Consider the following 24,640-nt stretch of genomic DNA (forward strand, 5'->3'; position numbering starts at 1 on the left):
TAAGTTATGTTGTGGAAAATCCGCTTAGGGCCCGTTTTCACAAAAACAGGTCCTAAGCGGACGTATATTTTACTTAAATGCTGAATGCTTTTTCTACCACTGCACGCTGCTCTTTCTGGTGAATTTTGTTGTAACCAGTAGCAGGCGATGAGCTTGGCTTACGGGAAACCACGTCATCTATGCCTTTGCGCATCACGCTCAGAATATACGTCCAGGCACCCATGTTGTACGGTTCTTCCTGTACCCAGAAGATTTGTGCGTTCGGGTATTTGCTTAACTCACGGTCTAACTGAACCTGCGGGAACGGATGCAGCTGCTCCATACGAATGATGGCTACGTCTTTGCGGTTGGTTTTCTGTTGTTCATCCAGTAAGTCATAGTACACTTTACCGGTACACAGCAACACTTTGGTCACGGCTTTCGCCTCGGCGTACGTATCTCCAATCACTTCCTGGAAAGAACCTTGGGTAAAGTCCTCAACAGGAGACATCACGTTCTGGTGACGCAGCATGGACTTAGGTGACATATGGATGCATGGCTTGCGGTACGGCGTAGCCAACTGACGACGCAGCATGTGGAAGAAGTTGGCCGGTGTGGTACACTGGGTCACGTACATGTTGTATTCAGCCGCCAATTGCAGAAAACGCTCAGGACGGGCGTTGGAGTGCTCTGGCCCTTGGCCTTCGTAACCGTGCGGTAACAACATCACCAGACCGTTCATGCGCTGCCACTTAGACTCTGTAGAGGAAATGAACTGGTCAATCATCACCTGAGAACCGTTGGCAAAGTCACCGAACTGCGCTTCCCAGATCACCAGCGCATTAGGGTTCGCCATGGCGTAGCCGAACTCAAACCCAAGAACGCCATACTCAGACAATAGAGAGTTATATATCTGCAGTTGCTGCTGGTTTTCCTGAATGTGGTTCAGGTTAGTGTACGCGGCATTGGTATTGGCATCACGCAACACCGCATGACGGTGCGAGAAAGTACCTCTGCGCACGTCTTGGCCGCTCATGCGCACCACCTTGTTCTCTAACAGAATGGAACCGTACGCCAACAGCTCCGCCGATGCCCAGTTCAGAGAACGGCTCTCAAAGAACATGTCTTGGCGCTCTTTGATGAGTTTCTCTATCTGCTTCAGGGGCTTGAAGTTCTCTGGCAGGCTGGCCAAGGCTTTACCAACTTTCTCAAGGGCCTCGGCAGCAATGCCGGTCTCTGGCGATTGATGGAAGTCTTCTGGTTTAGATCGGCGCAACTCTTGCCACTCTTTCTCCAGTACCTGGTAGTTGTAAGGCAATGGCTCTTGTTTTACCATGTCCAGACGCTCTTGCAGCATCTGCCGGAACTCCTTGTCCATCTCCTCGGCCACCTTTGCGTCTAACTCGCCCCGGCTTACCAATGACTTGTTGTATATCTCGCGTGGATTCGCATGCTTGGAGATGAGGTTGTACAACTGTGGCTGGGTGAATTTAGGCTCATCTGCCTCATTGTGTCCATGGCGGCGATAGCACACCATGTCAATGAAGATATCATTGTGGAACCGCTGGCGGTATTCGGTCGCCAGACGCACCGCAAACACTACCGCCTCTGGGTCATCGCCGTTTACGTGCAGTACCGGAGCGTCAATGATTTTGGCTAAGTCAGTGCTGTAGATAGACGAACGGGCGTCTTCAAAGTCGGTGGTGAAACCAACCTGGTTGTTGATCACGAAGTGGATGGTACCGCCGGTGCCGTAACCTTCCAGTTTCGCCATTTGGGTTACCTCGTAGCCAATGCCCTGACCAGCTACGGCAGCATCTCCGTGGATGAGAATGGGAAGGATCTTATTTGTGTCACGGCCATACATGGAGTCCAGTTTGGCGCGTACAAAACCTTCTACCACCGGGTTCACGGCCTCTAAGTGCGAGGGATTTGGCGCCAGTTTCAGGTTAACGCAGTTTCCGCTAGAGGTAAAGACTTCGCTGGAGAAGCCCATGTGGTATTTCACGTCCCCGTCGCCCATGGTCAGGTCTGGCACGGCCGTTCCCTCAAATTCAGAGAAAATCTGCTCATAGGTTTTGCCCATGATGTTGGCCAGCACGTTCAACCTACCGCGGTGCGCCATGCCAATCACTACTTCCTGCACGCCAAGCTCAGCACCTTTTTCTATGATGGCATCCAGCGCCGGAATAGTGGTTTCGCCACCTTCCAGAGAGAAACGTTTCTGCCCCAAGAATTTGGTGTGCAGGAAGTTCTCAAACACTACCGCCTCGTTCAGCTTAGACAGAATGCGCTTTTTGTATTCAATGGACGGATTGAAGGTAACTGACTCTTCCTCGGCTTTTTGCTTGAACCACTCCAATACCTCCGGATCCCGGATGTACATGTACTCAAACCCGATGGTTCTTTCGTACACTTTCTTGAGGGTGTCCAGGATATTGCGCAGGGTGGCAGTACCTAAGCCAAGCTCTGAACCGCTCTGGAATTTAGTATCCAGATCAGCCTCAGAAAGCCCGAAATCTTTCAGGTCTAACAAGGCCTTCCGGTCTTTGCGCGGACGAACCGGGTTGGTGTTTGAGCGCAAGTGGCCGCGGGAACGGTAGGCGTAAATCAGATTACGCACCTGGATCTCTTTCTCTACCTCCCCTACAGAAGCTCCGCTGGTGGCAGCCCCGGCCGTTGGCTTAGCACTGGTGCCCGCCTCCCCGTTGCCGTTCGGATACGTCTGGGAGAAATCAAATCCTTCAAAGAATTTTTGCCAACCGAACTCAACAGACGCAGGGTCTTGCTGATACTGCTTGTACAGTTCATCAATATAGGCTCCGTGCGCGTTGGCGATATATGAGTATTTATCCATAAAAATTACTAGTACTTACCTAATGATCTGCAAATTACAAAACCATCTCCAATACACATACCCTAAAATTCGCATAAACAAATATTCTTATTTGATTATCAAATTATTATTGCCTCTCTGGAATAACTGCCTTGCTCATCAAAGTCATGTATGGAATACGATAAAAATTTAGCTTTTGGCGAAATTATAGATAAATAGATAAGGGACAAACCCTTAAGCAAACTAGCCCTTTTATTCCTGCATTTTCTTTGTTCCCTGCCAATATTCTATTTCCAGCGGCTATTTACCTTTGTTAGCGATAAGCCTTGGGCCATGTAATTGTAGGGAATGCCAAACTTACGCCCATTCTCCTGTAAGAATGCGGCCCTAATAATTGACCTTACGCAGCCCTGCCAGTGGTTTCCGGCGAGTCTGGAGACTCGCTTCATCCCAAGTCACAAGACTGGAGTCTCGCGCCAGTACTTTCTAAACCTGTGAGGTCTTGGAGACCTCACAGGTTTTTGCGTTTAGGGCCTGCTTCCACAATGCCGCCTGGTTCAAAGACCTCGCGTAGCGCGCGCAGCTCCTACGAGTGTCTGCCCCTGCCGTTTCCGGCCTGTTTCCCGTAAAACAGCCTCAAAACGCATCAGCGGGCCCCCTAATTCCCTTGGAGCGAACCTGGCAAGGAAAGGAATTGCAGGCCGAGTCGCTTTTCTTCCGTCCTGTAGGGGCAGGCCGAGGAAGCGGGAATGGAAAGATAGTGTGGCAAAGCAAAGAAGTTACCCTGCTTTTTCCCTTGAAGCTGTGTAGAGTTTTTTGGCCTGTTTTCATAAAAACAGGCCAAAAACGACGGCACAGGCGAACGCTTGCGCCAGAGAAATGGCTTTAGGGCATGTTTAAATTTCATTTTTGCGCTGCAAACCTCAAATTTAAACATGCCCTTAAATGCCGGTTGATGAAAAACTCTAAATGGGTTCCTTAGGAATAAACAAAGCAAGCAGTCCCAAGGAAAACTTTCTAAGCCAAGCATTCTTGCTTTTGACTTGTTTTCAGAAAAATGAGCCAAAAACGTGAACCCTATTCCCGTACCCTCACGCGCACAAAGGAGGGCACGTCAGTAGCAGAGTTAGAAAGTTTTGCCTCAGTGCTGGGGCCTGCCTGCAACTGTACGCCCTGGGTTTCATCTACCACCACGGTTTTTTTACGCCAGCCTTCCACACTTGATTTATCGGTTACCTGGTCTGTTCCCGCTCCGCCGTAAATGCAGATGTAGCTCCCTTTGTTGGTGGTGCCCTTGACATCAAAAATATCATCTCCGCTGAGGCCGTAAAGATTGATTTGCTCGGTTTCTCCGGCAAAGAACGTGCGGCTGTACACTTTGGCGGTATTTCTATGGCCTTTGCCTAAGCGGTACACTTCTACCACAGTTCGGCCTTGCGGGAGGCGCTGCACCACAAACCGTTCCGGCTCATCGGCGCCCACCACGGCTACTTCCCTGGCTACAATTTTATAGTATTCCACGGCGGTCTGCACCAGCAGTTGCCGGCGGCTCTTCAGTTTCTGGAAGGTTTCTTCGCCTACCAACTTGTACACCGGTGGCGGCAGGCGTTTTGCGGCGGCCCGCAGGACTGAGTCTGATAAAGCAACCTGCATTTCACGGGCAATTCTTCTGAAATCAACCAAAGAGACCTCAGACAATGCCCGGGCATCCAGAAAAGCGGCGTTGATGGTTAGCCCGAAAACGTCTTTGAACCTGGGGTGGAAAGACTCAAACTTACGGGCCGCGAATTTGCGGGTAGCCAGCCACGGAATCACGCCGTCGTCATACAGGCAGAGCGCCTGGTCGCGGTCTTTGGGAATGGGTTTGTACCAGAACTCGCCCTCTTGGGCATACACGGCCCAATCCCATTGCCCTTCGTGGCGATCCCAGTCGCTGAGCAGGAGATCCAGGAGACGGGCGCGGGCATAAGCCCATTGATCTATGCGGTGTTGGCCAGACTGGTAGCGGCGTCTCAGCATCTCCTCCGTATCTACCAGATCAATCGCCGCCCCAAATTCTTTGGCCAGAGACGCCTTGGAAGAGAATTTTTCCTCCATCAGAAAAAGCTTGTTCCCAAACAGGTTGGAATACTGCTTGAAATTCTGATCTGAGGGAAGCACATATACCAGCCGCGGAGTAGCATGGAACACGTTGACGGCCTCGGCCAGAGGTGCCACCACCAAGGCGGCATACGGATTGGTGGCCGATACCTGGTCGCGCACGAAGGAGCCAACCAACGTTTTGCGCCAGAAAGGAGAAAGTACTTGAATAGGGTCTTTATCCAGTGACCGCAGGGCAAAGCGCCTGCCGGCGGAGTCTGTTAGGGTAAGGCTGGTGGTTTGCATGCCGCCGCCTAACTTCTCAATGGAAAGGCCCCCCTCGGCCTCATTCATGTTAAAAACCCTTGCCTTCACGGGCACGGCCCACACCGGGCGGTAGTGCTTGCCCAGGAAAAACGCACCTACTTTGCTTATCTGGTAATGGGGACTGGCGCTTACCATCACGCTGTCCTGCAGATACCCCAAAGAACCGGAATTTTTGGTAGTCCCAGGGGCCGTGTTTCTGTTTTCAGGAGTTGGGTTGGCAAAGAAAAAGCTCACCAGTGCGTACAGGAGCAGCACTCCCCCCAATACCAGTAAAATCCTTCTCTTCATGTAAGCATGTTCATTTAGAGTTCAGCTTTACCTCAATTAGGCGCGAAAGGTTCAGGAGGCGGGCGAAAGCCAACTGCTTCTTTTTACGGAAAACTGCCAGAAAACATATATCTTTAACCTTTATTGCAGAGATTAACCTTGCGGTTGGCTCCTGCGTTTAACTTATTCTACCTACAACTCTAACTCTACCTTTATGGCAAACAGTGCTACCTACACGGGCATTACTCCAGACACATACAACAAATTAAAAGGCCAATTAAGCGCCGCCGGTATTGACCTGGCCGGTACCAACGGGCGCGTTTCTAAACAAGGCGTTGTTGCAGACTATGCGTATGAAGAAAACTCCCAAACGCTGCAGATCAACAATGTACAGGTAAGTTTTCCGGCTAGCATGATGTTCAGCCCAGACAAAATCATTCAGAAAATAGACGAAGCTGTGCGCAGTGCGGGTGGCCGAGTAGGATAACTTATAAAAAGATTGACCTAAGCATGTTCTTTTGCGTATAAAAATCCCGGTCTGCCCCGTAGCGCAGGCCGGGACTTTTTATTTATCAACAGAACATACCCAGAGACCCAAACTACTATGGAACAAACACAGAATACTTCAACCCAGCTTGTACAGCCAAAAGACTTCGCCAGAACGGTTGAGTCTGTTGTGAGCGTATACCAAGGAAACCATGATGTGCTGCCTGAGCTTCTTTCTGACGCTGGCAGAATGTTACTGACCGTTAGGCAGAAGATGACCCCCGTGCAAATGATCCTGTCTGTGGCCGCAGTAGCCATTGGCGCTATCGTACTGGTAACTTACGGCAACAGCCACCAGCAGTATCAGGATGCCGAGGAAGTACGCCCGTAACTCCTGTCCTTCTTCTATTTGAAAGAGCCCCGCTTATATAGACAAGCGGGGCTCTTCGTTTTAGAATACGCCAATAAGATGGGTTTTTACCTGAATAGTTATATACTTGTGTCTCTAGAGCCGCTTAGCTAGAAGGCACATGAAAAAGGCTAAAAAATTACCCTGTTAGGCGTTGCGGGACTGCTGGCAGTAGTGCTGCCTGCCTTGGCGTATGTAAAAATGGCTCTGCCGAACGTAGGGAATGCGCCAGACCTTAAGATTGCCGGCACTCGGGCCCAGGTGGCCCGGGGAAAATACTTAGCGCACCACGTCATGGCCTGGGTTTACTACATCAACTCGCAGCAGGGGAACTACTCGGCCGAGGGCAGAAGGAACTACCACCGCAACTCCTTGCTCAAGTCGGCGGCCCTGTTCAAGGGCTGGGTGATCGACTTCTTCCAGGAGCGTTTCCGAGGGCCGTGGATCGACCAGTACGGCAAGCCGCGCGAAGGCTACGTGACGGGTATCTTCAACATGCTCTGGAATATCAGAGAGGTTGTGGCCGACTACAAGCGCACGGGCAAGCTGACGAAAATCCAGATGGAGCACATCATCAAGCTGGCCATGGACGTGGCAATCCTCTCGGTGCTGCAGTTGCTCAAGGCACCGTGGGACGACGAGGAGCCGGGCGAGAAATACTGGAGAGAGAAAGTCGGCAAGCTGCAGGCGGAGGTGTACTTCTGGATGGACGTGAAGGGCTGGGTAGAGATGGCCAAGAACCCGCTGGCCATCCTGGGCCGTTGGAGCAGCTGCTGGGCGCGATGATTTCGCTCGCCACGCTGGACCTGGAGAAAGCCGGCAAGCATGGCTTCGCGCTCCTTCCGGGCCACGGCATCGTGAAAGACGTGTACACGCTGAGCACGGCCATGGGCAAGGAAGCGGAAAAGGCCGCCGACTCGGTGGAGAAGGCGGCCTCCGGGGAAGCTGAGGAAGAAGAGGAGGAGGAAGATTAGTCTTTCTCCCCGTCCCACAACAGGTCCGGTTTCTCGGGTTCCCGGGAACAGAGAAAGCTCATCGCTATGGAATTGGGCCGGACGGTATTGGGGAACTCAAAGTAGTTCTTGCTTTCGTCCGGCCCTTTCTTGGTGAGCTGCGGGGTGAGTTCGTTCTTGATGTAATTGAAAAGGGTGGCGGCCTGCCCCTGGTTCTCGCAGAGGATGGAGACGGTGGTGGGCACATAGCCTTCCTGCCAATCCTGCATGAGCTGGAGTAGCTGGGCCAGGCCTTTCTCTTCGGTGATTTCCTTGGTGTACAAAAGCCAGGCTATTTTCTCCAGCTCTATGTGGCGGGAGATGATGGGTTGGGAGAATTCTTCGGATGCATCCATTTTAGTTTTAGTTGAGGGGTTGAAAGCGGAAATTACCGATTCAGCCCAAATATAAAAAGCCACCCGTCTGGGGTGGCTTTTCGCTTAGTGGAACCTTCCGGGCGTCAGCGCCTGGATGATTCCGTAGATTGCCTTGAGGATTCTTTGTCTCATGGTCGCAGAAAGGGCGCTTTCTGGTTGAGGTAGTTCGTCCAGATGTCCCAGTGCAGGGGCAGCAGGTTCTCCTTCAGGTATTGGGCGAAGTACTCCTTCGAGCCGTGGGGGTAAAGCGCCTGAAAGGATTTCTGTAGCGTCATGACGTAGAAGCCGGTGGTGAAGATATGGCTCTGCTCCACGCCCCACTCGGTGCTTTGCTCCTGAACCCATTCGAGTACCTGTTTGGCGGCCGCATCCGGGCTGGTGGCACTCACGATGAGGCTTTCCAGAAAGTCAATCTGTTGTTGCTGGTCTTTTTTCATATATTATTTATGAATTATTCTTCGTCGTCCCAGCCGCCGGCCAGGTTCCACGCCACCAGGTGCGGCTCGCAGAGCTTTTCCCCGTCTGCGTTGTAGCTGACGGCTTTCTGGCGGCATCCCTGGCGGTCGCAGTCGCCAAGGTCGGCGTAGGTTTTGTACGTGGCAACCGCTTTGGCGGTCTCAATCCTGAGTATGCGGTGTCTGGGCATCGTTCACAAGTTTTTTAACCATGCTAATTGCTGCTTCAGGGGAGCATTCGCCGCCGGTGGAGGCAAGGCAAATCTGATTGATGCGCTCCTTCAGGAACCGGTTGTTTGGGTTCTCTCTGATTTCGCCACCTGGTTCCAGTACTCCGCGTTCCTCCAGTTGCTTTACAAGGTGCTGCGCCCCATTGAAGGCTTTCTGCTTGTGGGCCTCGGTGGAGCCGTCTGTGGTGAAGGTGAAGCCACCTTCCTCGTCGTAGGTGATGAGAATGACTTCATCCTTGAGGTATTCATGGATTGCCACTCAGAACGCGATTGGACTAGATTTTCAGCCCCTGTCAAGGAAGGTACTTGGGGCAAGGGCGGCGGAGTTTTCTCACAGAAGATGGGATTACCCGGCACCTTTTACGTAGCCAACATCACGCCAGCCGGTATTGGCGATTGGACTGATGGCGAGATTTTCAGGGCGATTACCACCGGCGTAAGCAAAGAAGGCCAGGCCCTGTTCTCCATCATGCCCCACCCGTATTACGGCCAGGTAGCCCAGGAAGACATTGAAGCCGTAATCACTTATCTGCGCACCCTTCCGGCCATTGAAAATAAGGTACCCGCTTCTGAGGTCGATTTCCCCATGAACTTTATCCTCAACACCATTCCCCAGAAAGCCCACCTACAGCCGGTACCTTCCAAAACAGACCCAGTGTTGTATGGCAAATACCTGATCACCGCCGCCTGCGCAGATTGCCACACCATGAAAGAAAATGGGCAGAACATTCTGGCAATGGAGTTTGCCGGGGGCATGGAATTCCCAATACCCACCGGCGGCCGTGTGCAATCTGCCAACCTTACCCCAGACAAAACGGGCTTAGGCAACTGAACCAAAGAAACGTTTGTAAACCAATTCAAACAGTACGCAGACTCTGCTTACCGTCCGCACCCGGTGGGCAAAGGGGAATTCAATACCATTATGCCCTGGACAATGTTTGCAGGCATGGAACGCGATGACCTGGAAGCCATTTATGTATATCTACAGAGCCTTCCGGCTATCAACCACAAAATCACCCGTTTCAGCGCAAAGTAACAAAGGCAGTTTTTAGCGTTACTTCCTTTCCTCCAGAGCCGTTTTAAGGCCGTTTTCCCAGAAACAGGCGTGAAACGGCTCCTTCTTTTTGCGGCTCCTTGGGCAAGCTGGTGCCTTTTTTCAGGAAAAGAAACCTCCACAACGGCACTCTACCGGCCAGCTTTGTGTTTTATTTGCAGACACAATCCCGCATGCCCAAGAAAAAGAAATATTCCCCCGCAGACGTTCCCCCGCTCACCGCCCAGGAGCGCATTAGCCGGTACATGCGCGGGAACAAAGCCAAACACACCCAACCAGAACTTTTGCTGCGCCGAATGCTTTGGCACAACGGATTGCGCGGTTACCGCCTGCATTGGAAACCCCTGCCGGGCAAGCCCGATGTTTGTTATCCCGGCCGTAAACTGGCTATTTTTATACACGGTTGTTTCTGGCACCGCTGTCCACATTGCCTTCCGGCTATGCCGAAGACCAATCTCCCGTTCTGGACAGAGAAATTCACCCGTAATCAGGAAAGAGACAGACAGCACCGGGCAAAGCTGAAAGCCGACGGTTGGCAGGTATTGGTTATCTGGGCCTGTCAGTTACAGGAAGACCTGGAAGGCTGCCTCTTTGCCATTAGAAGTTTGCATCAGGGAGCACCAGAAAGTTACTGGCTGGAGGCGGCGTAAAGCACTTTCCTAAAAATCACCCACCTGCGTTTTAGGCCTGAATTTCAGAAAACAGCCTTTAAACCAGCCGCTCATCTAACCTGCGGGCAGAACCGCCTCCTTTCCTCTTGCTTATTTCCACCGCACCGGCACCCCCAATTTCCTGGCCGAGTACCCTGCTGCGGAGGCGTGCAGTTTGGGAAGCACTTCATTCACCGCATGGGCAAACTCTACGTGCAGGTCTTCATGGAGCTTGTCTAGTTTCTGCAGCATCTCTTCGGTGCGTTTTGCCAAAAACAGGCCCAAAGCCTCCGTTCCGCCGGTAAGTACCTGCAACAGTTCCTGTTGATGAAACAACACCTCCTGCAAGAGCAATAAAAGCAGGTTTATCTCACCATACACATCACCGGTTACTTTTACATGGTGGCTAAAGGGGGAGCACAATTGCCGAAGACAAGACAGCAACTCAGAGGCATTGTAGTAGAAGCCTTTGGTCACGGTCTGCACCTGGGCGGCTAGAGCTTCTCTTCTCAGTTCCAGCCCCTGGGGGCCTTCCAGCAACTCAAACTTAAGCTGCTCCTGCAATACGGGTTGGGAAGCCAGCATTTGAACCAGTAATTTATCTTTTCTAGCGGCGGGCAGAGCCAGAATGGCTTTCCGAAGGTTTTTTTCTAAAGTGGGCATAAAACGATTCTCTGTCTGGTAGAACAAGCGAAAGGCCTTCGGTATTCAATTTCGGCTTAAAATCTTTCCGGTTTCTCCGGTTCAACCACTTTCTATATAGGAAAAGAACGATTGATTTAATCTAAAGTAAGCCAAACTGCGTAAACAGCGGCAAACGTGCCTAAACACCCACAACATTCACAAGAGCTCCCTGTTTTAGCCTTATTTCCAGAAAAAGAAGCTTAAAACGTAAGAGCTGCCAGCATCTAACAAAATGAACATGAGAGAATATTTACCCAGCAGGGTAATCCTAATTTGCGCTTGGCTATTCTGCCCACTTATGGCCTGGGCCCAATTGCCTGCCCTTCCGTCTGCGTCTCCTTCTTACACTGTGCTGCTGGCGGGCAGATGGTCGCCGGGGCAAACGACCGCCGCTCCGTTGCCGCTGCTGCAAGAACAACTTAAAAGTGCCGGGAAGAACAGCGCCATGGTGTTCATCGGCAATCCCTTTCAGCCGGCGGCCCTACCCGGCGTCTCAGCGGCTAACCGCAAAGAGCTGGAAGCCCAACTGCAGAAACAGCTCTCCTATTTACAAGGTTACCCCGGAAAACTTATCCTGATGCCGGGGGAGCACGATGCCAAAGGCAAACTGGTGCCCGAAGTGAGAAACCAGGAACGGTTTATTTCTGAGTACCTTCAGAACAAAGACCTCATTCAGCCGGAAAACTATTGTCCCGGCCCTACCGAGGTGGCTTTGACCGATGATGTGCACCTGCTCCTCCTGGACACCCAGTGGCTCATACCCAACCGCCGCATGGACGAGGAAGACGAGCAGCGCGGTTGTCCCACTACCGGCGGTACCGCCACGCTAGCCGCCTTTGATGACGTATTGCGGGCCAACGAAGACAAAAACCTGCTGGTGGCCATGAGCGTCTCCCCAGAGATGTCAAAGCTGGAGTACCGCATCATGCAGCGCCAACTAACCCAAATGTACGCGCCGCACAAAGGGTTGGTACACGTAGCGGGAAACTCAGAAGCTTTGTCACACAGCACCCTGGACAGCATCCATTTTGTGGGCACGGGCTTGGGCCTGGAGAAAGTAAAGGCTCCAAAAGAAGCCGCTCCGCTTTTCAGCCAAGCCACGGCGGGGTTCGCCAAGCTGCTGTACTTCCCCAACGGGGAAACCTGGCTGGAGATCTGGACGGCCGCAGACGCGCAAAGCTCACAAGGCCAGGTGGCCCACCGGGTACTTCTCTCCCGCAAACCCACCCAAAAACAGCTAGAAGAACAGACCAGCAAACTGAACCTGAACTTTGCGGGCCAAAAAAGCACGTTACCCGCCAGCCAGGTCTATAGAGCCAGTGGTTTCAGAGAATGGCTCTTAGGCGAAAACTACCGACCAGAATGGCAAACGCCCGTTTCTTTGCCGGTTTTTGACATTGGTACCCAAAAGGGCGGCCTGAAAGTGGTGCAACGCGGCGGCGGTTTCCAGACGGTTTCATTACGACTGGAAGACAGCACCGGCCGCCAATACGTGCTGCGCTCCGTAGAAAAGTACCCAGATGCGGCCCTACCCCGCATTCTGCGGGAGACCCTGGCCGCTGATGTGGTAAAAGACCAGATATCGGCCTCGCACCCGTACGGCGCGTTGGTGGTTCCCAAATTAGCCAATGCCGTGGGTGTGTACCATACCAACCCCCAATACTTCATCATTCCAGATGACCCGCGCTTTGGCCGGTATCTAAAAGGTTTCGCCAACACCATTGGCATGTTTGAAGAGCGCCCCGACGAGGATATGTCTGACATGGCCAGCTTCGGGAACTCTGAAAACGTGGTAGGCACCGACAAAGTACTGGAGAATACCTTAGAAGACCAGAACGACCAGGTAGACCAACTAAGCCTCCTGCGCTCCCGCCTGCTGGACTTCTTCATTGCCGACTGGGACCGCCACGACGACCAATGGCGCTGGGCCGAGTTCAAGAAAGAAGGCAAAGGCAAACTCTACAAAGCCGTCCCGCGTGACCGCGACCAGGCTTTCTTCGTGAACCAGGGGTTGATTCCTAACATCGCCAGTAGGCGCTGGCTTATGCCTAAAGTGCAGGGGTTTGACGAGAGCCTGCGCGACATCAAGGGCTTCAACTTCAACAACCGCTACTTTGACCGCGACTTCCTCACCGGCCTGGAACGCTCCCACTGGATTGCCATGGCAGATTCTGTGCGGGCAGGCCTCACCGATGAAGCCATTGAGGAAGCCGTTCGCGCTTTACCGCCCGAGATCCAGAAAATCTCTGGTGAACGCCTGGCCAACACCTTGAAAGCCCGCCGCGCCTACATCAGACGTGACGCCGAGGATTATTATGAGTTCCTGGCCCAGAAAGTAGATATCAAGGGCACTGATCTGGATGAACGGTTTGAAGTGCAGCGCGAAGCCGGTGGCGCTACTTTGGTGACCATTTACAAAAAAGAGGCTACAAACCCTGAAGGCCAACTCTACAGACGTCGCTTCCTGCCAGATGAAACCCGTGAAATCAGGTTGTACGGCTTAGGCGGCGCCGATGAATTCAACGTGCAGGGCGAAGCCGAAGACGGCATTAGAGTGCGTATTATTGGCGGTGACGGCCAAGACAAAATCACGGACAGTTCCAGCGTGGCGGGGCTTCGTCGCCTTACGTACGTGTATGACCAACCCAACGGCGCCCAGCTTCAGCTAGGCCCAGAGGCCCGCAACCTCACCCGCCTGCGCAACACGCCGGTATATGACCGCAGAAGCTTCGTCTACAACTACCTGGGCCCACTGGCTTCTGTGGAGTACAACCGCGATGACGGTTTGCTGCTGGGGGGTGGCGTATTGCTCAAAACACAGGGCTTCAATAAACAGCCGTATGGCATGATGCAGCGCCTGGTAGGCAGCTACGCTTTTAACACCCAGTCGTTTCTGGTAGATTATGCGGCGCATTTCCCACGCCTGAGAATGGGTCTGGACTTGAAACTGAACGTAAACTGGAAAAGCCCCGGCTACGCCGAGAACTTCTTTGGGTTAGGCAATGAAACGCTTTATGACCCAGACATTGACACTGACATAGACAGCTTCCGGTTTCAGTCCTCGCAGTTTTACGCCAATATGTTGGTGGGCCGCAAGATTGGCACCTATGAGACCATTTTTGTGGGGCCTGCCTACCAAAGCGTAAACGTAGACCATAACCCGGCCCGTTTGCTGCCGCAGCAACTGGAAGGTAGAGAGCAAGCAGTGGGGTATTACGTTCCCAAATCTTACGCCGGGGCCAGGCTGGAGTACATCTTAGATTCGCGGGACTCTCCCGCCCTGCCCGCCAAAGGTGTGTACTGGCAGGTAGCCGCAGATTTATTGAAAGGCGTAAACCGGCAATCGGCAGACGTGGCGATGGTGCATTCCCAGTTCGCCCTTTATAAAACGCTGCGCATTCCGTTGAAACTCACCTTAGCTACCCGCTTCGGGGGCGGGCACACCTTTGGTGATGACTTTGAGTTTTTCCAGGCACAGTTCCTGGATGGCCCCAGCATGTTGCGCGGCTACCGCCGAAACCGGTTTGCCGGGCAGAGCAGCCTATACAACAACACTGAGGCTCGCCTGCGCCTGTTCAGTTTCACCACGTACCTGTTCCCCGCCTCATTGGGCGTGTTCGGGTTCCATGACGTTGGCCGGGTATGGATGGAGAACGAAGGCTCAGACAAGTGGCACAGAGGCTACGGCGGCGGCGTGTGGCTTGCTCCGCTAAACCAGGTGGTCATCTCAGTAGGGTACGCCACTTCACCGGAGCAAAATCAGTTTCTGATTAAGGCCGGGTTCCTGTTCTAAGACTCAAGCTCCCGTTAAAAACAGAAAGGGCTGGCCCAATGGGCCAGCCCTTTCTGTTTTAGGGCTCTTTTCTGCAAAAGAGCCTTGAAACGGTTAGTTCAAGAAGATGGAGAACAGCTCAAATCTGTTGGAAGAGAAGCTCCAGTGGGACGGCGACGGATGAATCTCTTCCCCTTCTTCGTCAATAATGGTCACCGCCATGCCTTCCTCTTGGTTTAGCGGCTCTGTGAAATGTTTTACGGTGTATACGTGCCCTTCCTGCACCCAATCTTCGGGCTCAAAACTAGGAAGGGTGGCGTCAATGCATTTCGCGTATACCGCCATATAGCTAGGTGGATAGATCAAGTTTACCATGTCTTAGTAACTATAAACAGGTGAGAAAAATTCCGGCGGCTGATGCGTCTCTGCATAAGAGTTTCGCCACCTTAACCGCCCAGATAACACATACCTACGGTGTTTTGTTATGACTAGTTTACGCATCAATTCTCACTTTTCCAACTCTACCCATCAGAATTTACATTCAGAAAGACACCCTCTTTGGCATCTGCTCGTACAAACACATGCCGGTTTATCCGGCAGTAAACTGATTTTACATCCTAAACCATATTGCGTCATGGAAAACGACAATAAAGACAACAAATACAACGAGAAAGAAAAGTTACCGTCTGGAAAAGAAACTGCCGGAGACCTAAACCAAACTTCTGAGGAGCCAGGTGCCGGGGCCAACGACAAAGCCAGCTTTCAGCAAGGCGGCCAGCAACCGGGCAATAGCCAGGGCGGCCAGGGCGGCAGTACCGCCGACGGAGAAAAGAACTCGCGGCACGATGCGGGAGATGAAATGAGTGTGTTCGGACGGATGGATAGCTAGTCGCACTCGCCCGGATAGACCTATGCAAGCTCAGTTCAATAACTTTCTTCAGCAGAAGCAGCATTCCTGCTTTACGGTGGCACCAGGGATCATGGGCATGGAAATTGTCTTCGTGAACCTGTACTACGTAGAGAACCCAGACAAATCTTGGGTACTGATAGACGCCGGTTTGTACGGCTCCGCCGATAGGATCAGAAAAGCCGCCGAGGACAAGTTTGGCAAAGGCAATCCGCCCAAAGCCATCCTGCTCACGCACGGCCACTTTGACCACGTAGGCGCCCTGCAAACCCTAGCCGATATCTGGCAGGTGCCGGTGTACGCGCACCCTTTGGAGTTGCCGTACCTTACGGGGCTGTCCAGCTACCCGCCCCCAGACTCTAGCGTGGGCGGCGGCGGCATGGCGTACCTGTCGTTCATGTACCCTAAGAAACCCATTACCTTCAAAGGTAGGCTGGAACTGCTTCCCTCAGACGGATCTGTTCCGTTCCTGCCGGAGTGGAAGTGGCTGGAAACACCGGGCCATTCGCCGGGGCACGTTTCTTTCTTCAGGGAGCATGACCGGGTACTGCTGGTAGGCGATGCCTTTGTGACCCGCAAACCAGAATCTGCCTTGGCGGTGCTTACCCAGAAGCAGGAAGTTTGTGGCCCACCCGCGTATTTCACGCCAGACTGGGAAGCCGCCCGCTCATCGGTAAAGAAACTGAATGACCTGCACCCAGCCATTGCGGCCAGCGGCCATGGGTTGCCCATGCGGGGCCCGGAACTGAAACAAGGCCTGGACGAACTGGCGCGGTTATTTGACCAACTGGCAATTCCGGCCAAAGGCCGCTACGTGCCCGAAGCGGCCATTACAGACCGCCACGGCGTGGTACAGCTTCCGCCCACGGTGAATAACACCGTCCCAAAAGTGTTAGCCACGGCCGGCTTAGTGGCTCTGGCCGGTTTGGCCACCTATGCGCTTACTAGGCAGCGGAAAAGCAATAGAACCAACGCGCGCATTAAAAGAACCTGGCCTGGTTACGCCAACCCGCATAGCCAGTATGCGCCTGAGGAAGACATGAGCTATCCTACCCACAGTGACCAGAACCCTGACCTTGCGCCTACCAATAATTATCCGTGATACTTGGGTTATAAAAAGAGAGGGCCTGTTGTCAACAGCAGGCCCTCTCTTTTTATATGATACTTATCTTTTACTTAAAAGCTTGTTTTGAGGCTGTTTTTAGAAAAACAGCCTCAAAACAAGCTTTTACAGTCCAATCGCTTTGCGTTTTAACGCGGTGAATTCTTCCTGGGTAATGGTGCCCTGCTCTAACATGGTGCGCAGCCGTTCAATGGTGGCAATGTCATCCTGCACCGGGCTGCCATCCATACCAGAATTTGAACCAAAGTTTTGGCTGGAGGTGGAGGTATGGAAATGGCTTTGGTCTTGAGGGATGGATTGAGACCGCTGGTGCCGGTTTCCATAGAAACGGTCTTCGTTGAACTGCTCGCGGCCGTAGAATTCTGAGGTAGGAGAAGCCTGGGAGGTGGTTGGCTGCTGAGAGTATGTTTCATTGGGGCTGGTCACGGCGTGCATTACCCGGTACTCATACTCTGAGTCAACCGCGCCGCCTCTGTAGAACGGAAAACGGGACAAAGACCGCAGATCCATGTTCACAAATACCTGGTCTCTGTCATCGTCCAGTTGGGCTGCGCCAATGGGCACCAGTATGTGCCGGGGGTCTGTGTCGGTGAGCACGTGATCCCGGTCAACGTCTACGTCCAGGTAGCGCACTTTCATCAGTTCGCGATCCACAATGAGGTCATCTACTTTGCCTATGCGTTTTCCGTCTGAGCCTATCACTTCCCAGCCGCGTACGTCCAGGTTGTGGTTGGCTACTTTAAAATCTTTCAGATCATGTAAAGGGGCCAGTCTTGCCAGCCCGTCGTTTGCGTTGTATGCCATTGTTTCTTGCTTTTAGGGTACCTAATCAATATGACAGAAAAACGGGGGCCATGGGCATGATCATGCCAGAAGTAGGAGCCCCGCTGGTTTCTGGGCTCCCGCCCTGGGCCTCAAAGAAATATTTGTACAAAAGATAGCCTACCACCAGCAAGATCAGCAGTACTATGATCCAGGCCCAGCTAGAGCGCTTTTTAGGTTCAATGTTTATTTCAGCCATAGTTTTAGTTTGTTAAGATCAGTACGGCAATACCGTATAATGGCGTACGAAGCTTTTCAAGAGATGTTTATTATCAACGGATTACAAGCCCGCGGCTATAAGCTAGAGCCACGGCACGAAAGGGAGAAGCAAAAAAACGCAGTAAATTAGATTATCTGCCAATGGATTGGTTGGCAAAGAAATAATGTAGAGAAAGCACCATTAACAATTCCTGTTTTTGTAAAAACCGTACCAGAAGAATGAAATTTGACAGATACCCTGACTCCTGGATTTATGCTACTGGCAGCAACATCATTCGCACGCGTCTTTACCGGATGGGAATCACAAACAACTTTTTAGAGATTCAAAGAGACTTTGACGTATACGGACTGAAGGAAAACTAATGGAAAGAGTTTCAAAAAGGAATTACTTACGATGCTTTTCTCGTTAAACGTAAAAAGAGATAGATTTACTGCCATGGATATACATGAACTAAATAGAACCAAGCTTCCAATAGTAACCATTGACAAAGCACTTGAAAAATACAAACCCAAAGTGCTGTTCAAGGAAAAGCTGGATAAGGCAAATGAGGTTCTGAAAACGGTTGGACTGCCTAAGAAATAATTAAACGCTAAACAGAATTGCAGGTCAATCCTCTTCCAATAGCATAGAAACCTAAAAGCCGTTCTGCCGTTTTTCACCTGTTTAGCTAAAAACAGGTGAAAAACGGCAGAACGGCTTTTATAAGTACGAGAGTACAGAAGACTGATGTGCGGTTATACCTGCCCCGGAATCTGCGGAAAGGCAATAAATTCGCCTTCGGGGCTGAAGAGCATGCTCATGGGCTCCTCCTGCGGATCACGTAAGATATCTTCCTGGGAGATTCCCCATTTGGCCCACATGGTGGCCAGTAGTTTGGCGTAGGAACTGTGCTGCCAGGGGTTAAAAATGACGTTGGTGACATCATCAATGAGCGTGTCCATGACCAGATGATCGTCTTGCGGTTTTGTGGCGCGCACCAGGTAGTCTGGAATCACGTTTAGCAGATACCCGGCGTAGAAAATGCGGGCACTCAGTTCGGCGGCCTGAATGGGCTGCAACTGCTTGAACTCAATTTCCTGCCAAACCCGCTTCATGGCATCTTTGATCATGCCGTTGTCTAGCAGACAGGAGACAATGAGCACATTGTCCAGCCGTAGGCTGAACATCATGGTAGACAATTCATCTCTGAACTCAAACCTGGTGGGCTCTGCCGAGGCATCTACGTCTATCACAAACAAAGAACCCGGAAGGAAATCGGCAAAGGCCATGGGCACCCGCAGGGATTGGAGCACCCTGAAAAACGCCTGGAACTTCATCAGCATTTTGGGCTGCTCGCTCACGGCGTACTCGGGTTGTACCAGCGGGTTTTGCTCTTTGATGAGTTCGGTGATCAAGGTGCCGTAGAACATTTTGCCCATCCACTGGAAAAGCAGTTTCGGGTCTAGCGCCCTGATTCCGGTCACGCCTTGGGCCAGCGCTTTCTGTACCTTTTCCTCTAAGGGTTGCAGGTGCTGGGTCTGGCACTGGTGGCAGCAAGGGATTTTCAGGTCTTGATACGTCACTACGCTTTGATCCAGCAGGCGGAGCGGCTCATGGGCAAAACCGTACTCTTCCATCAGCCAGGCGGGGAAAACCGGCGTCTGTTGGTCTGCGCTGATGGTGGTGCCACACAGAAAGCAGATATGGTTCCCGAAACGCATTCCCTCAAACGGATCAAAAATGGACAGGTGCTGCGGCATAGTGGTAAGGGAAAGTAAAAGGCGTGTTATCAACTTTGTGTTTGCTGTTTTTAGAGCATGTGTACATTTCATCTTTGCGCTACAAACGGCCATAAAAAGAACCTGCGTTCGCCTTTCTCTGGCCGTTTTCGCCTGCAAACCTCAAATGTAAACAAGCCCTTAGCTCAATTTGCCAAGATCATAGCAAGAACAGACGGCAAAGATACACACCAGATCGGCTTTAAAACACCCTCTTGCCTTGGTGGCGCACGTTAAACCAGTATCTCCGTAGAAACCCGGCACGGAACTTGCAAATCCATTCCTATCTATACCTTTAAAACTATGAAAACTGCCTTACCCTTCGTTCTTGCCTTTGCGCTCTCTTTTCTTTTCAGTTCTGCCCATGCCCGGCAAAGTCCGTTGCCGCCTTTGGTGAGCACCTCTGGCCTGGGCGAGGTGAAAGTACAGCCCGACCAACTCACTTTTAGGGTGGGCGTGGAAATACGGGAGAAGACGCTGGAAGAAACCCGCAAAGCCGCTGACCAACGCACGGCCGCCCTGCTCAGCTTTCTAAAGAAAGCCGGAATAGATGCGAAAGATGTGCAGACCGAGAACCTGTCTGTTTACCCCATTTATTCTGGGCAGGAATACGGCCAAACCGCTCCGCAATCTTTCCAGGCCAGCAGAACCATCTCGGTTACCCTTAAAAAGCTGGATCGGTTTGATGAGTTGATGGGCGGTCTATACAAAGCGGGCGCTAACCGCGTGGATGGCATCACCTATGAAACCACCCAACTGAAAAAACACCAGGAGGAAGCCCGCCGGAAAGCCGTGCAAGACGCCCGGCAGAAAGCGGTGTTATTGGCCTCTGAGCTGGGGTCTAAAGTAGGACGCCCTTACCAGATCAATGAAGGTGGCAACAGCGGCCCCCGGCCCGTTATGTACGGGAAAGCTGTTCTGCGGGAACAATCTGTCATGGATGCTGGCGGGCCTACCTTAGCCTTGGGTGAAATCACGGTAACCGCCGCTGTAGAGGTGAGTTTCCTGCTGGAATAGCCCATCGGTTTTTCTCCTCCTTTTCCAAAAGTGTGGCGTACACAGAAAGAATGGCCAAAGCGGCGGTTTTCTCTGTGTACGCCACACTTTTTCTATTCTTTCGCGGTTACCTTATCAACAGAAGCGTTTTTGTTCGGTTTTTGCGAAAACAAGTTAAAATCGGCAACGCCAAACAACCGTTCTCCGTCAAGCAACTATCCTGTTTTTTGGGTACATTTGGAAGATTATGAAGGAACCTGCATTTACTCTGGAGGGGAAGCCTGTTCATGTGGTGCAAACCGATGAGGCCTTGCAAGAGGCTGTGTCCCATTTACGCCAGAGGCCAGAGCTTGCCTTAGACCTGGAATTTGACCAACACCATTATACCTATGGTTTCACGCTATGCCTGATCCAGATCTCTGACGGGCATACCTGCTTTGTCATTGATCCTATTCCGTTAAGTGACCTGCAGCCGCTGTGGGATGTGCTGGAGAACCCGTCTATTGTGAAGATTTTCCACCACGCCAACAATGACCTCATGCTCCTGAGCATGCTGGGCTGCCAGGTACGCACGCTGGTAGACACCGCCGTAGCCGCCAAAATCCTGAATTACGCCAAAGCGGCCCTGGGCACACTACTGGAAGAGGAATTAGGGCTGCAGCTGGATAAATCACAGCAGATGAGCAATTGGAACCAGCGCCCCCTGTCTAAGCGGCAATTGGAGTACGCGGCCCAGGACGTTCTGTACCTGCACGCCCTTAAAGACGCAATGGTGGCCAAAATACAGGAACTGGGCCGTATGGCCTGGCTGGAGGAAGAAGACAAGCTGCTGGAGTCTATCACCTACACCGAGCAGGAAGACCCGCACCTCAAGATCAAGTTCCCGCAGCGGCTTACCCTGCTGCAACAGTTCATCCTGAAACCCATCTATGACTTCCGGGATCAGTTGGCGCAGAAATGGAACCTCCCGGCCGGGCAAATCATCAACACCAACGCGCTCATGCAACTACTCAGCAACCCTGAGCAAAGCATCAATGACTGGCTGTACCATACCAAGGGCATTCACGGGCGGGTGCAGCAAGACCGGTATGAGGAGCAGCTGCAACGCATTCTGAATGGAGCCCTGCAAGAGGCGAGTAAACGGAAAATCCCCAACCGCATGCCGCCTAACGCTTTTCCGCCCCGGCTCAAGACCCCTGAGACCGAGGCCCGAAGAGAGTTGCTGTGCACGGTGCAGCGCGCCTTGATTGAACGCTACGGAGCCTATGCTACGCCCATGCTCCTGGATCAAAGCATTATCACCCATTACAGCCAGACGGGTGAACTGGTTATTTCAAAAAATTATGCGAGAGAGATAGTACAGGCCATGGCCCAGGAACTGCAGATTTCCTTATAAAGAGCAGCAGTTGGTACAGAAACAGCAGGAATTATGCCTAAGAAAAGTCTTGAGTTCGGCTTATACAACTGGTTCCCGGGGTATGGTTACGCCCCTATCCATCCGGCAAACCGCCGGGAGTTTGAGTCGCTAGAACCCCACAACAAAGTGTTTGAAAAGATTGGCGAGGTAAACGGGTGGCTGCTTTTGCGCTACTCAGACGAGGAGTTCAAGGTGCGCCCAGACCTTTTCACTTCCATTCAGTGGCTGCCGTTCACCTTCGGGGAATGGGTAAGGCCCGCCAACCAGCCCACCGGCCCCGTTGCCGAGATCACCGATATTTACTGGAGCGTCTCTGACGATGCTCCGTTCTTTGCCCTCAAGCAGGGCAAGAGGAGTTTAGAGGGTTTGTACCGCCAAGAGCAGCTTCGCCCGGCATAAAAAAAGCCTTCCTTCAATTTTGAAGGAAGGCTTTTTTACTTGGTTTCTTTCACTTACCTGCTGTGACGCAGCAAGAGACCTCACCTACGGAGAGGGGAACCCCGCTCATGCGTTTTGGGCCTGTTTTTCGCAAAACAGCCTCAAAACGCGGAATCCTGTGAGATCTTGAAAGTCTCACAGATTCAGAATGAACTGGCGCGAGACTCCTCTCTCGAGACTTGGAATGAAGCAAGTCTCCAGACCCGCCGGGAACCACGAACTTCTTTTTAGCTGTGCGTAGAGCGCTTACGCTAACTTTACGCACCCTTGGACAGCCAATCTCCTGATTGGTGAGCTATGGGCACAGACGCTCGCAGGTCTAAAGACGCTACAAGGTCTTTTGAAGCAGGCGGTATGGCACGGTGAACCTATAAAAAAACTGGCGCGAGACTGCAGTCTCGCGCCAGTTTACTTTAAACCTGTGAGGTCTTGGAGACCTCACAGGTTTAAGCGTTTTGGGCCTGTTTTCCGTAAAACAGCTCTTAAACGCCTCAGCTCCTGACCCCTACTATCCAGTGGAGAGGGGCCAGGGGCCGAGGCGTTCTGCGGAAGGTCAGTTAAAGGGCGCCTTTGATTTTATCCATCAATCCTCCGCCCGCAGCGCCGGTCATTTGCTCTACCTGCGCGTGGCCTTCAGGTGCTGGCGGCGGCAAGATTGGAATATCGCCCATGGGTTCACCCGGCACCATTTGGAAGGTTCCCTTGCCGTCAATTGACGGGCCTTCAGACCAGCGACCAAACGCTTCCTGGTCTTTGAAGATATTGGTCGTCACGAAAGCGTAGTCGAAGCCTTGCACCTCCTCGCTTTGCGGGAAGCTGTTCGGGATTGGGAACTGCTGCCTGAACCCGCCCAGCTCTTCAATCACGGCCAGCCATTGGTTTTGGTGCATGGCGTCACGGGCAATCAAAAAGGCCAGCATGTCTTTCATGCCCGGGTCATCTGTGGCTTCCCATAAACGGGTGGCCAAAACTCGTCCGCTTGCCTCAGCGTGTACGTTGGCCATCATGTCTGAAGCAATGTTCCCCGTAGCGGTTACCCAAGAACCGTTGAACGGCACTCCGTTCGCATCGGCGGCCATAGCGCCCAAACCAGCGGAAAGAAAGTGCCTAGGATCCATTCCGCCCATGACCGCCCCTACCAGGGGGTTTGAGCCCACAATCTCATCTTTCAAGGAGCTGGTGGCACCTTCCAGGTTAAGGGCAACCGCGGTGGCGAGCATTTCAATGTGACTTATTTCCTCGGTGCCCGTTTCCAGGAGCATGTTCTTGTATTTCACAGGGCCTCTGTTACTCCAGGCCTGGAAAAGATACTGTAAACATACCCTGATTTCTCCTTCAATTCCGCCAATGGCCTGCTGCAACATTTTAGCGAATGCCGGATTGGGTTTATCTACCCTTACTTTGTACTGCAATCTTCGATCATGATAGAACATGGGCTTTCCTTATTTAAATGAATTAAAAAATTATTCTTACCACATTCTAAACGATCATTATTGTTTTATGGACAAGTATTTTTTCAACTATTACTGAATTAAATGCAACAAAATTGCAATATATATCTTAAAATATATAACTTTAAATCAGGCAATTGTATAAAAATAAGCACCATATCACCTAGCTGATATAATGCAATTCCTCCTAAAAAACAGTATTTATACGCATATATTTCCTGTCCATTTGCAAACAGGGAGATGGAGCAGCAAGTCACCTATTGGGGCCTCATCCTTCTCTTTTGTTTTCACTCTATTTACCCTGAAACAAGATCAAATCAGCTGGTCAGAACGGGGGTTGAATCTAGATCCTGCCAGGCACCTGGAGGCTTAAAAATTAAAATAGTGCTACGCATCACAGTTAAATGATAGAACAGCCTCCCATTTACCTAAATAGCGTCTTATGTTATTTACTCCTAGTGTTTTAATCTTAAGTCTGTATTTACCGTATACAGGCTTCAACGAAACCAACGTACCAACACTATGAAAAAAACACCAAAAATATTGGCAGCGGCCTTGATGGCAACGGCCTTCGGATTTGCCTCTTGTGAATCAAAAACGGCTCAAAATGTAGAAAACACCGCTGAATCGGCCGCAGAAGATATAGCCGCCGAAACAGATTCTCTTCTTTCCCCGGCAGATACAGATACTATTAAGGTACAAGATGAGCCTGTAGATGACGGCGTAGCCGATAAAATGGAGAACCAGTAGAAGGCCATTCGGTCATTCAATCAAAGACTTTGCCTCCGTTGGCGGGAACGAATGTTCTTACCAACGGAGGTATTTTTGTGTAGGACTGTCTGAAATTATTCAATTTTTTTGTGGCATAATGATATAAACCAGAAAGAAGGTACTATATTTGCCTTCCCTCCA

At 51.7% G+C, this 24,640-nt stretch carries 28 protein-coding genes; 15 read left to right on the forward strand and 13 right to left on the reverse strand.

All coding sequences use genetic code 11. The features are described 5' to 3' along the window. Window positions 1-73: 73 nt before the first annotated feature. From HHO50_RS13710 to HHO50_RS13720, 3 genes are all read right to left on the reverse strand, one after another. Window positions 74-2,836 (reverse strand): 2-oxoglutarate dehydrogenase E1 component, encoded by a 2,763-nt coding sequence (locus tag HHO50_RS13710; RefSeq protein ID WP_181306634.1) that lies wholly within the window; start codon window positions 2,834-2,836, stop codon window positions 74-76. Between the two features lie 637 nt (window positions 2,837-3,473). Then, window positions 3,474-3,881 (reverse strand): hypothetical protein, encoded by a 408-nt coding sequence (locus tag HHO50_RS13715; RefSeq protein WP_181306635.1) that lies wholly within the window; start codon window positions 3,879-3,881, stop codon window positions 3,474-3,476. 11 nt (window positions 3,882-3,892) lie between these two features. Further along, a complete protein-coding gene (locus tag HHO50_RS13720; protein WP_181306636.1) occupies window positions 3,893-5,509 on the reverse strand; it encodes a hypothetical protein in 1,617 nt (538 codons plus the stop codon). A 193-nt stretch (window positions 5,510-5,702) separates the two neighbouring features. Here HHO50_RS13720 and HHO50_RS13725 point away from each other — a divergent pair, with 193 nt between their 5' ends. The 4 genes from HHO50_RS13725 (at window position 5,703) to HHO50_RS13740 (ending at window position 7,357) form a co-directional block, all read left to right on the forward strand. Continuing rightward, entirely contained in the window at window positions 5,703-5,975 is a 273-nt protein-coding gene (locus HHO50_RS13725) for a hypothetical protein (RefSeq protein WP_181306637.1), read from the forward strand. Window positions 5,976-6,092: 117 nt separating this feature from the next. Continuing rightward, entirely contained in the window at window positions 6,093-6,365 is a 273-nt protein-coding gene (locus tag HHO50_RS13730) for a hypothetical protein (RefSeq protein ID WP_181306638.1), read from the forward strand. Between the two features lie 219 nt (window positions 6,366-6,584). After that, the gene (locus HHO50_RS13735) at window positions 6,585-7,169 is read left to right on the forward strand and encodes a hypothetical protein (protein ID WP_181306639.1); all 585 of its coding nucleotides are present in this window, start codon (window positions 6,585-6,587) and stop codon (window positions 7,167-7,169) included. After that, window positions 7,166-7,357: a hypothetical protein gene (locus HHO50_RS13740; protein ID WP_181306640.1), complete on the forward strand. Its 192-nt coding sequence runs from the start codon at window positions 7,166-7,168 to the stop codon at window positions 7,355-7,357. The genes HHO50_RS13735 and HHO50_RS13740 overlap by 4 nt, the downstream gene beginning before the upstream one ends. Here the strand turns inward: HHO50_RS13740 and HHO50_RS13745 are convergent. From HHO50_RS13745 to HHO50_RS13760, 4 genes are all read right to left on the reverse strand, one after another. Further along, window positions 7,354-7,731 (reverse strand): hypothetical protein, encoded by a 378-nt coding sequence (locus HHO50_RS13745; RefSeq protein WP_181306641.1) that lies wholly within the window; start codon window positions 7,729-7,731, stop codon window positions 7,354-7,356. The genes HHO50_RS13740 and HHO50_RS13745 overlap by 4 nt on opposite strands. 149 nt (window positions 7,732-7,880) lie before the next feature. Further along, window positions 7,881-8,189: a hypothetical protein gene (locus HHO50_RS13750; protein ID WP_181306642.1), complete on the reverse strand. Its 309-nt coding sequence runs from the start codon at window positions 8,187-8,189 to the stop codon at window positions 7,881-7,883. A gap of 14 nt (window positions 8,190-8,203) precedes the next feature. After that, a complete protein-coding gene (locus HHO50_RS13755; RefSeq protein WP_181306643.1) occupies window positions 8,204-8,398 on the reverse strand; it encodes a hypothetical protein in 195 nt (64 codons plus the stop codon). Next, the gene (locus tag HHO50_RS13760) at window positions 8,370-8,696 is read right to left on the reverse strand and encodes a hypothetical protein (protein ID WP_181306644.1); all 327 of its coding nucleotides are present in this window, start codon (window positions 8,694-8,696) and stop codon (window positions 8,370-8,372) included. The genes HHO50_RS13755 and HHO50_RS13760 overlap by 29 nt, the downstream gene beginning before the upstream one ends. An 81-nt stretch (window positions 8,697-8,777) precedes the next feature. Here HHO50_RS13760 and HHO50_RS13765 point away from each other — a divergent pair, with 81 nt between their 5' ends. Continuing rightward, on the forward strand, window positions 8,778-9,269 hold the full coding sequence (locus tag HHO50_RS13765) for a hypothetical protein (protein ID WP_181306645.1): 492 nt from the start codon (window positions 8,778-8,780) through the stop codon (window positions 9,267-9,269). Window positions 9,270-9,664: 395 nt separating this feature from the next. Continuing rightward, window positions 9,665-10,141, forward strand: coding sequence for a very short patch repair endonuclease (locus tag HHO50_RS13770; RefSeq protein ID WP_181306646.1), 477 nt, complete (start codon window positions 9,665-9,667; stop codon window positions 10,139-10,141). 111 nt (window positions 10,142-10,252) lie between these two features. On the opposite strand, the gene HHO50_RS13775 is transcribed toward HHO50_RS13770, so the two are convergent. Then, window positions 10,253-10,804 (reverse strand): hypothetical protein, encoded by a 552-nt coding sequence (locus HHO50_RS13775; protein ID WP_181306647.1) that lies wholly within the window; start codon window positions 10,802-10,804, stop codon window positions 10,253-10,255. A gap of 319 nt (window positions 10,805-11,123) precedes the next feature. On the opposite strand from HHO50_RS13775, the gene HHO50_RS13780 reads away from it, so the two are divergent. Continuing rightward, window positions 11,124-14,618 (forward strand): BamA/TamA family outer membrane protein, encoded by a 3,495-nt coding sequence (locus HHO50_RS13780; protein WP_181306648.1) that lies wholly within the window; start codon window positions 11,124-11,126, stop codon window positions 14,616-14,618. A gap of 93 nt (window positions 14,619-14,711) precedes the next feature. On the opposite strand, the gene HHO50_RS13785 is transcribed toward HHO50_RS13780, so the two are convergent. Then, window positions 14,712-14,942, reverse strand: a complete 231-nt coding sequence (locus HHO50_RS13785) for a hypothetical protein (RefSeq protein ID WP_255478740.1) — start codon at window positions 14,940-14,942, stop codon at window positions 14,712-14,714. A 289-nt stretch (window positions 14,943-15,231) separates the two neighbouring features. Here HHO50_RS13785 and HHO50_RS13790 point away from each other — a divergent pair, with 289 nt between their 5' ends. Then, window positions 15,232-15,486, forward strand: coding sequence for a hypothetical protein (locus HHO50_RS13790; protein ID WP_181306650.1), 255 nt, complete (start codon window positions 15,232-15,234; stop codon window positions 15,484-15,486). Window positions 15,487-15,508: 22 nt separating this feature from the next. After that, the gene (locus tag HHO50_RS13795; protein ID WP_255478741.1) at window positions 15,509-16,606 is read left to right on the forward strand and encodes an MBL fold metallo-hydrolase; all 1,098 of its coding nucleotides are present in this window, start codon (window positions 15,509-15,511) and stop codon (window positions 16,604-16,606) included. Window positions 16,607-16,732: 126 nt separating this feature from the next. Here the strand turns inward: HHO50_RS13795 and HHO50_RS13800 are convergent, their stop codons facing one another. Together HHO50_RS13800 and HHO50_RS13805 are read right to left on the reverse strand one after the other, a co-directional pair. After that, complete coding sequence (locus HHO50_RS13800; RefSeq protein ID WP_181306651.1) at window positions 16,733-17,431, reverse strand: PRC-barrel domain-containing protein; 699 nt, start codon at window positions 17,429-17,431, stop codon at window positions 16,733-16,735. A gap of 25 nt (window positions 17,432-17,456) precedes the next feature. Continuing rightward, window positions 17,457-17,648 (reverse strand): hypothetical protein, encoded by a 192-nt coding sequence (locus HHO50_RS13805; RefSeq protein WP_181306652.1) that lies wholly within the window; start codon window positions 17,646-17,648, stop codon window positions 17,457-17,459. A 239-nt stretch (window positions 17,649-17,887) separates the two neighbouring features. On the opposite strand from HHO50_RS13805, the gene HHO50_RS13810 reads away from it, so the two are divergent. Together HHO50_RS13810 and HHO50_RS13815 are read left to right on the forward strand one after the other, a co-directional pair. Further along, complete coding sequence (locus HHO50_RS13810) at window positions 17,888-18,031, forward strand: hypothetical protein (protein ID WP_181306653.1); 144 nt, start codon at window positions 17,888-17,890, stop codon at window positions 18,029-18,031. Window positions 18,032-18,104: 73 nt separating this feature from the next. Further along, window positions 18,105-18,251 carry a hypothetical protein gene (locus tag HHO50_RS13815; RefSeq protein WP_181306654.1) on the forward strand — a complete coding sequence of 49 codons (147 nt, stop codon included), beginning with the start codon at window positions 18,105-18,107 and terminating at the stop codon, window positions 18,249-18,251. Between the two features lie 152 nt (window positions 18,252-18,403). Here HHO50_RS13815 and HHO50_RS13820 read toward each other — a convergent pair whose 3' ends face one another. After that, window positions 18,404-19,408, reverse strand: coding sequence for a hypothetical protein (locus HHO50_RS13820; protein WP_181306655.1), 1,005 nt, complete (start codon window positions 19,406-19,408; stop codon window positions 18,404-18,406). Window positions 19,409-19,729: 321 nt separating this feature from the next. On the opposite strand from HHO50_RS13820, the gene HHO50_RS13825 reads away from it, so the two are divergent. The 3 genes from HHO50_RS13825 to HHO50_RS13835 all read left to right on the forward strand — a co-directional run bounded on the left by HHO50_RS13825 (window position 19,730) and on the right by HHO50_RS13835 (window position 22,238). Further along, window positions 19,730-20,443, forward strand: a complete 714-nt coding sequence (locus HHO50_RS13825) for an SIMPL domain-containing protein (protein ID WP_181306656.1) — start codon at window positions 19,730-19,732, stop codon at window positions 20,441-20,443. Window positions 20,444-20,669: 226 nt separating this feature from the next. Further along, the gene (locus HHO50_RS13830) at window positions 20,670-21,818 is read left to right on the forward strand and encodes a ribonuclease D (protein ID WP_181306657.1); all 1,149 of its coding nucleotides are present in this window, start codon (window positions 20,670-20,672) and stop codon (window positions 21,816-21,818) included. Between the two features lie 33 nt (window positions 21,819-21,851). Then, complete coding sequence (locus HHO50_RS13835; RefSeq protein WP_181306658.1) at window positions 21,852-22,238, forward strand: hypothetical protein; 387 nt, start codon at window positions 21,852-21,854, stop codon at window positions 22,236-22,238. Window positions 22,239-22,834: 596 nt separating this feature from the next. On the opposite strand, the gene HHO50_RS13840 is transcribed toward HHO50_RS13835, so the two are convergent. Continuing rightward, entirely contained in the window at window positions 22,835-23,710 is an 876-nt protein-coding gene (locus HHO50_RS13840; protein WP_181306659.1) for a manganese catalase family protein, read from the reverse strand. 540 nt (window positions 23,711-24,250) lie between these two features. Here HHO50_RS13840 and HHO50_RS13845 point away from each other — a divergent pair. Then, window positions 24,251-24,478, forward strand: coding sequence for a hypothetical protein (locus HHO50_RS13845; RefSeq protein WP_181306660.1), 228 nt, complete (start codon window positions 24,251-24,253; stop codon window positions 24,476-24,478). Window positions 24,479-24,640: the final 162 nt, after the last annotated feature.

Source organism: Rufibacter sp. XAAS-G3-1 (assembly GCF_013623775.1).
In the GTDB taxonomy this organism is placed as follows: domain Bacteria; phylum Bacteroidota; class Bacteroidia; order Cytophagales; family Hymenobacteraceae; genus Nibribacter.

Bases quoted from the DNA above. Each gene is read 5' to 3' on its own strand.
- HHO50_RS13710 (WP_181306634.1), bottom strand. From the start codon at position 2,836: ATGGATAAATACTCATATATCGCCAACGCGCACGGAGCCTATATTGAT.
- HHO50_RS13720 (WP_181306636.1), bottom strand. From the start codon at position 5,509: ATGAAGAGAAGGATTTTACTGGTATTGGGGGGAGTGCTGCTCCTGTAC.
- HHO50_RS13725 (WP_181306637.1), top strand. From the start codon at position 5,703: ATGGCAAACAGTGCTACCTACACGGGCATTACTCCAGACACATACAAC.
- HHO50_RS13730 (WP_181306638.1), top strand. From the start codon at position 6,093: ATGGAACAAACACAGAATACTTCAACCCAGCTTGTACAGCCAAAAGAC.
- HHO50_RS13735 (WP_181306639.1), top strand. From the start codon at position 6,585: ATGGCTCTGCCGAACGTAGGGAATGCGCCAGACCTTAAGATTGCCGGC.
- HHO50_RS13740 (WP_181306640.1), top strand. From the start codon at position 7,166: ATGATTTCGCTCGCCACGCTGGACCTGGAGAAAGCCGGCAAGCATGGC.
- HHO50_RS13745 (WP_181306641.1), bottom strand. From the start codon at position 7,731: ATGGATGCATCCGAAGAATTCTCCCAACCCATCATCTCCCGCCACATA.
- HHO50_RS13750 (WP_181306642.1), bottom strand. From the start codon at position 8,189: ATGAAAAAAGACCAGCAACAACAGATTGACTTTCTGGAAAGCCTCATC.
- HHO50_RS13755 (WP_181306643.1), bottom strand. From the start codon at position 8,398: ATGCCCAGACACCGCATACTCAGGATTGAGACCGCCAAAGCGGTTGCC.
- HHO50_RS13765 (WP_181306645.1), top strand. From the start codon at position 8,778: ATGGGATTACCCGGCACCTTTTACGTAGCCAACATCACGCCAGCCGGT.
- HHO50_RS13770 (WP_181306646.1), top strand. From the start codon at position 9,665: ATGCCCAAGAAAAAGAAATATTCCCCCGCAGACGTTCCCCCGCTCACC.
- HHO50_RS13775 (WP_181306647.1), bottom strand. From the start codon at position 10,804: ATGCCCACTTTAGAAAAAAACCTTCGGAAAGCCATTCTGGCTCTGCCC.
- HHO50_RS13780 (WP_181306648.1), top strand. From the start codon at position 11,124: ATGGCCTGGGCCCAATTGCCTGCCCTTCCGTCTGCGTCTCCTTCTTAC.
- HHO50_RS13785 (WP_255478740.1), bottom strand. From the start codon at position 14,942: ATGGCGGTATACGCGAAATGCATTGACGCCACCCTTCCTAGTTTTGAG.
- HHO50_RS13790 (WP_181306650.1), top strand. From the start codon at position 15,232: ATGGAAAACGACAATAAAGACAACAAATACAACGAGAAAGAAAAGTTA.
- HHO50_RS13795 (WP_255478741.1), top strand. From the start codon at position 15,509: ATGCAAGCTCAGTTCAATAACTTTCTTCAGCAGAAGCAGCATTCCTGC.
- HHO50_RS13800 (WP_181306651.1), bottom strand. From the start codon at position 17,431: ATGGCATACAACGCAAACGACGGGCTGGCAAGACTGGCCCCTTTACAT.
- HHO50_RS13805 (WP_181306652.1), bottom strand. From the start codon at position 17,648: ATGGCTGAAATAAACATTGAACCTAAAAAGCGCTCTAGCTGGGCCTGG.
- HHO50_RS13810 (WP_181306653.1), top strand. From the start codon at position 17,888: ATGAAATTTGACAGATACCCTGACTCCTGGATTTATGCTACTGGCAGC.
- HHO50_RS13815 (WP_181306654.1), top strand. From the start codon at position 18,105: ATGGATATACATGAACTAAATAGAACCAAGCTTCCAATAGTAACCATT.
- HHO50_RS13820 (WP_181306655.1), bottom strand. From the start codon at position 19,408: ATGCCGCAGCACCTGTCCATTTTTGATCCGTTTGAGGGAATGCGTTTC.
- HHO50_RS13825 (WP_181306656.1), top strand. From the start codon at position 19,730: ATGAAAACTGCCTTACCCTTCGTTCTTGCCTTTGCGCTCTCTTTTCTT.
- HHO50_RS13830 (WP_181306657.1), top strand. From the start codon at position 20,670: ATGAAGGAACCTGCATTTACTCTGGAGGGGAAGCCTGTTCATGTGGTG.
- HHO50_RS13835 (WP_181306658.1), top strand. From the start codon at position 21,852: ATGCCTAAGAAAAGTCTTGAGTTCGGCTTATACAACTGGTTCCCGGGG.
- HHO50_RS13840 (WP_181306659.1), bottom strand. From the start codon at position 23,710: ATGTTCTATCATGATCGAAGATTGCAGTACAAAGTAAGGGTAGATAAA.
- HHO50_RS13845 (WP_181306660.1), top strand. From the start codon at position 24,251: ATGAAAAAAACACCAAAAATATTGGCAGCGGCCTTGATGGCAACGGCC.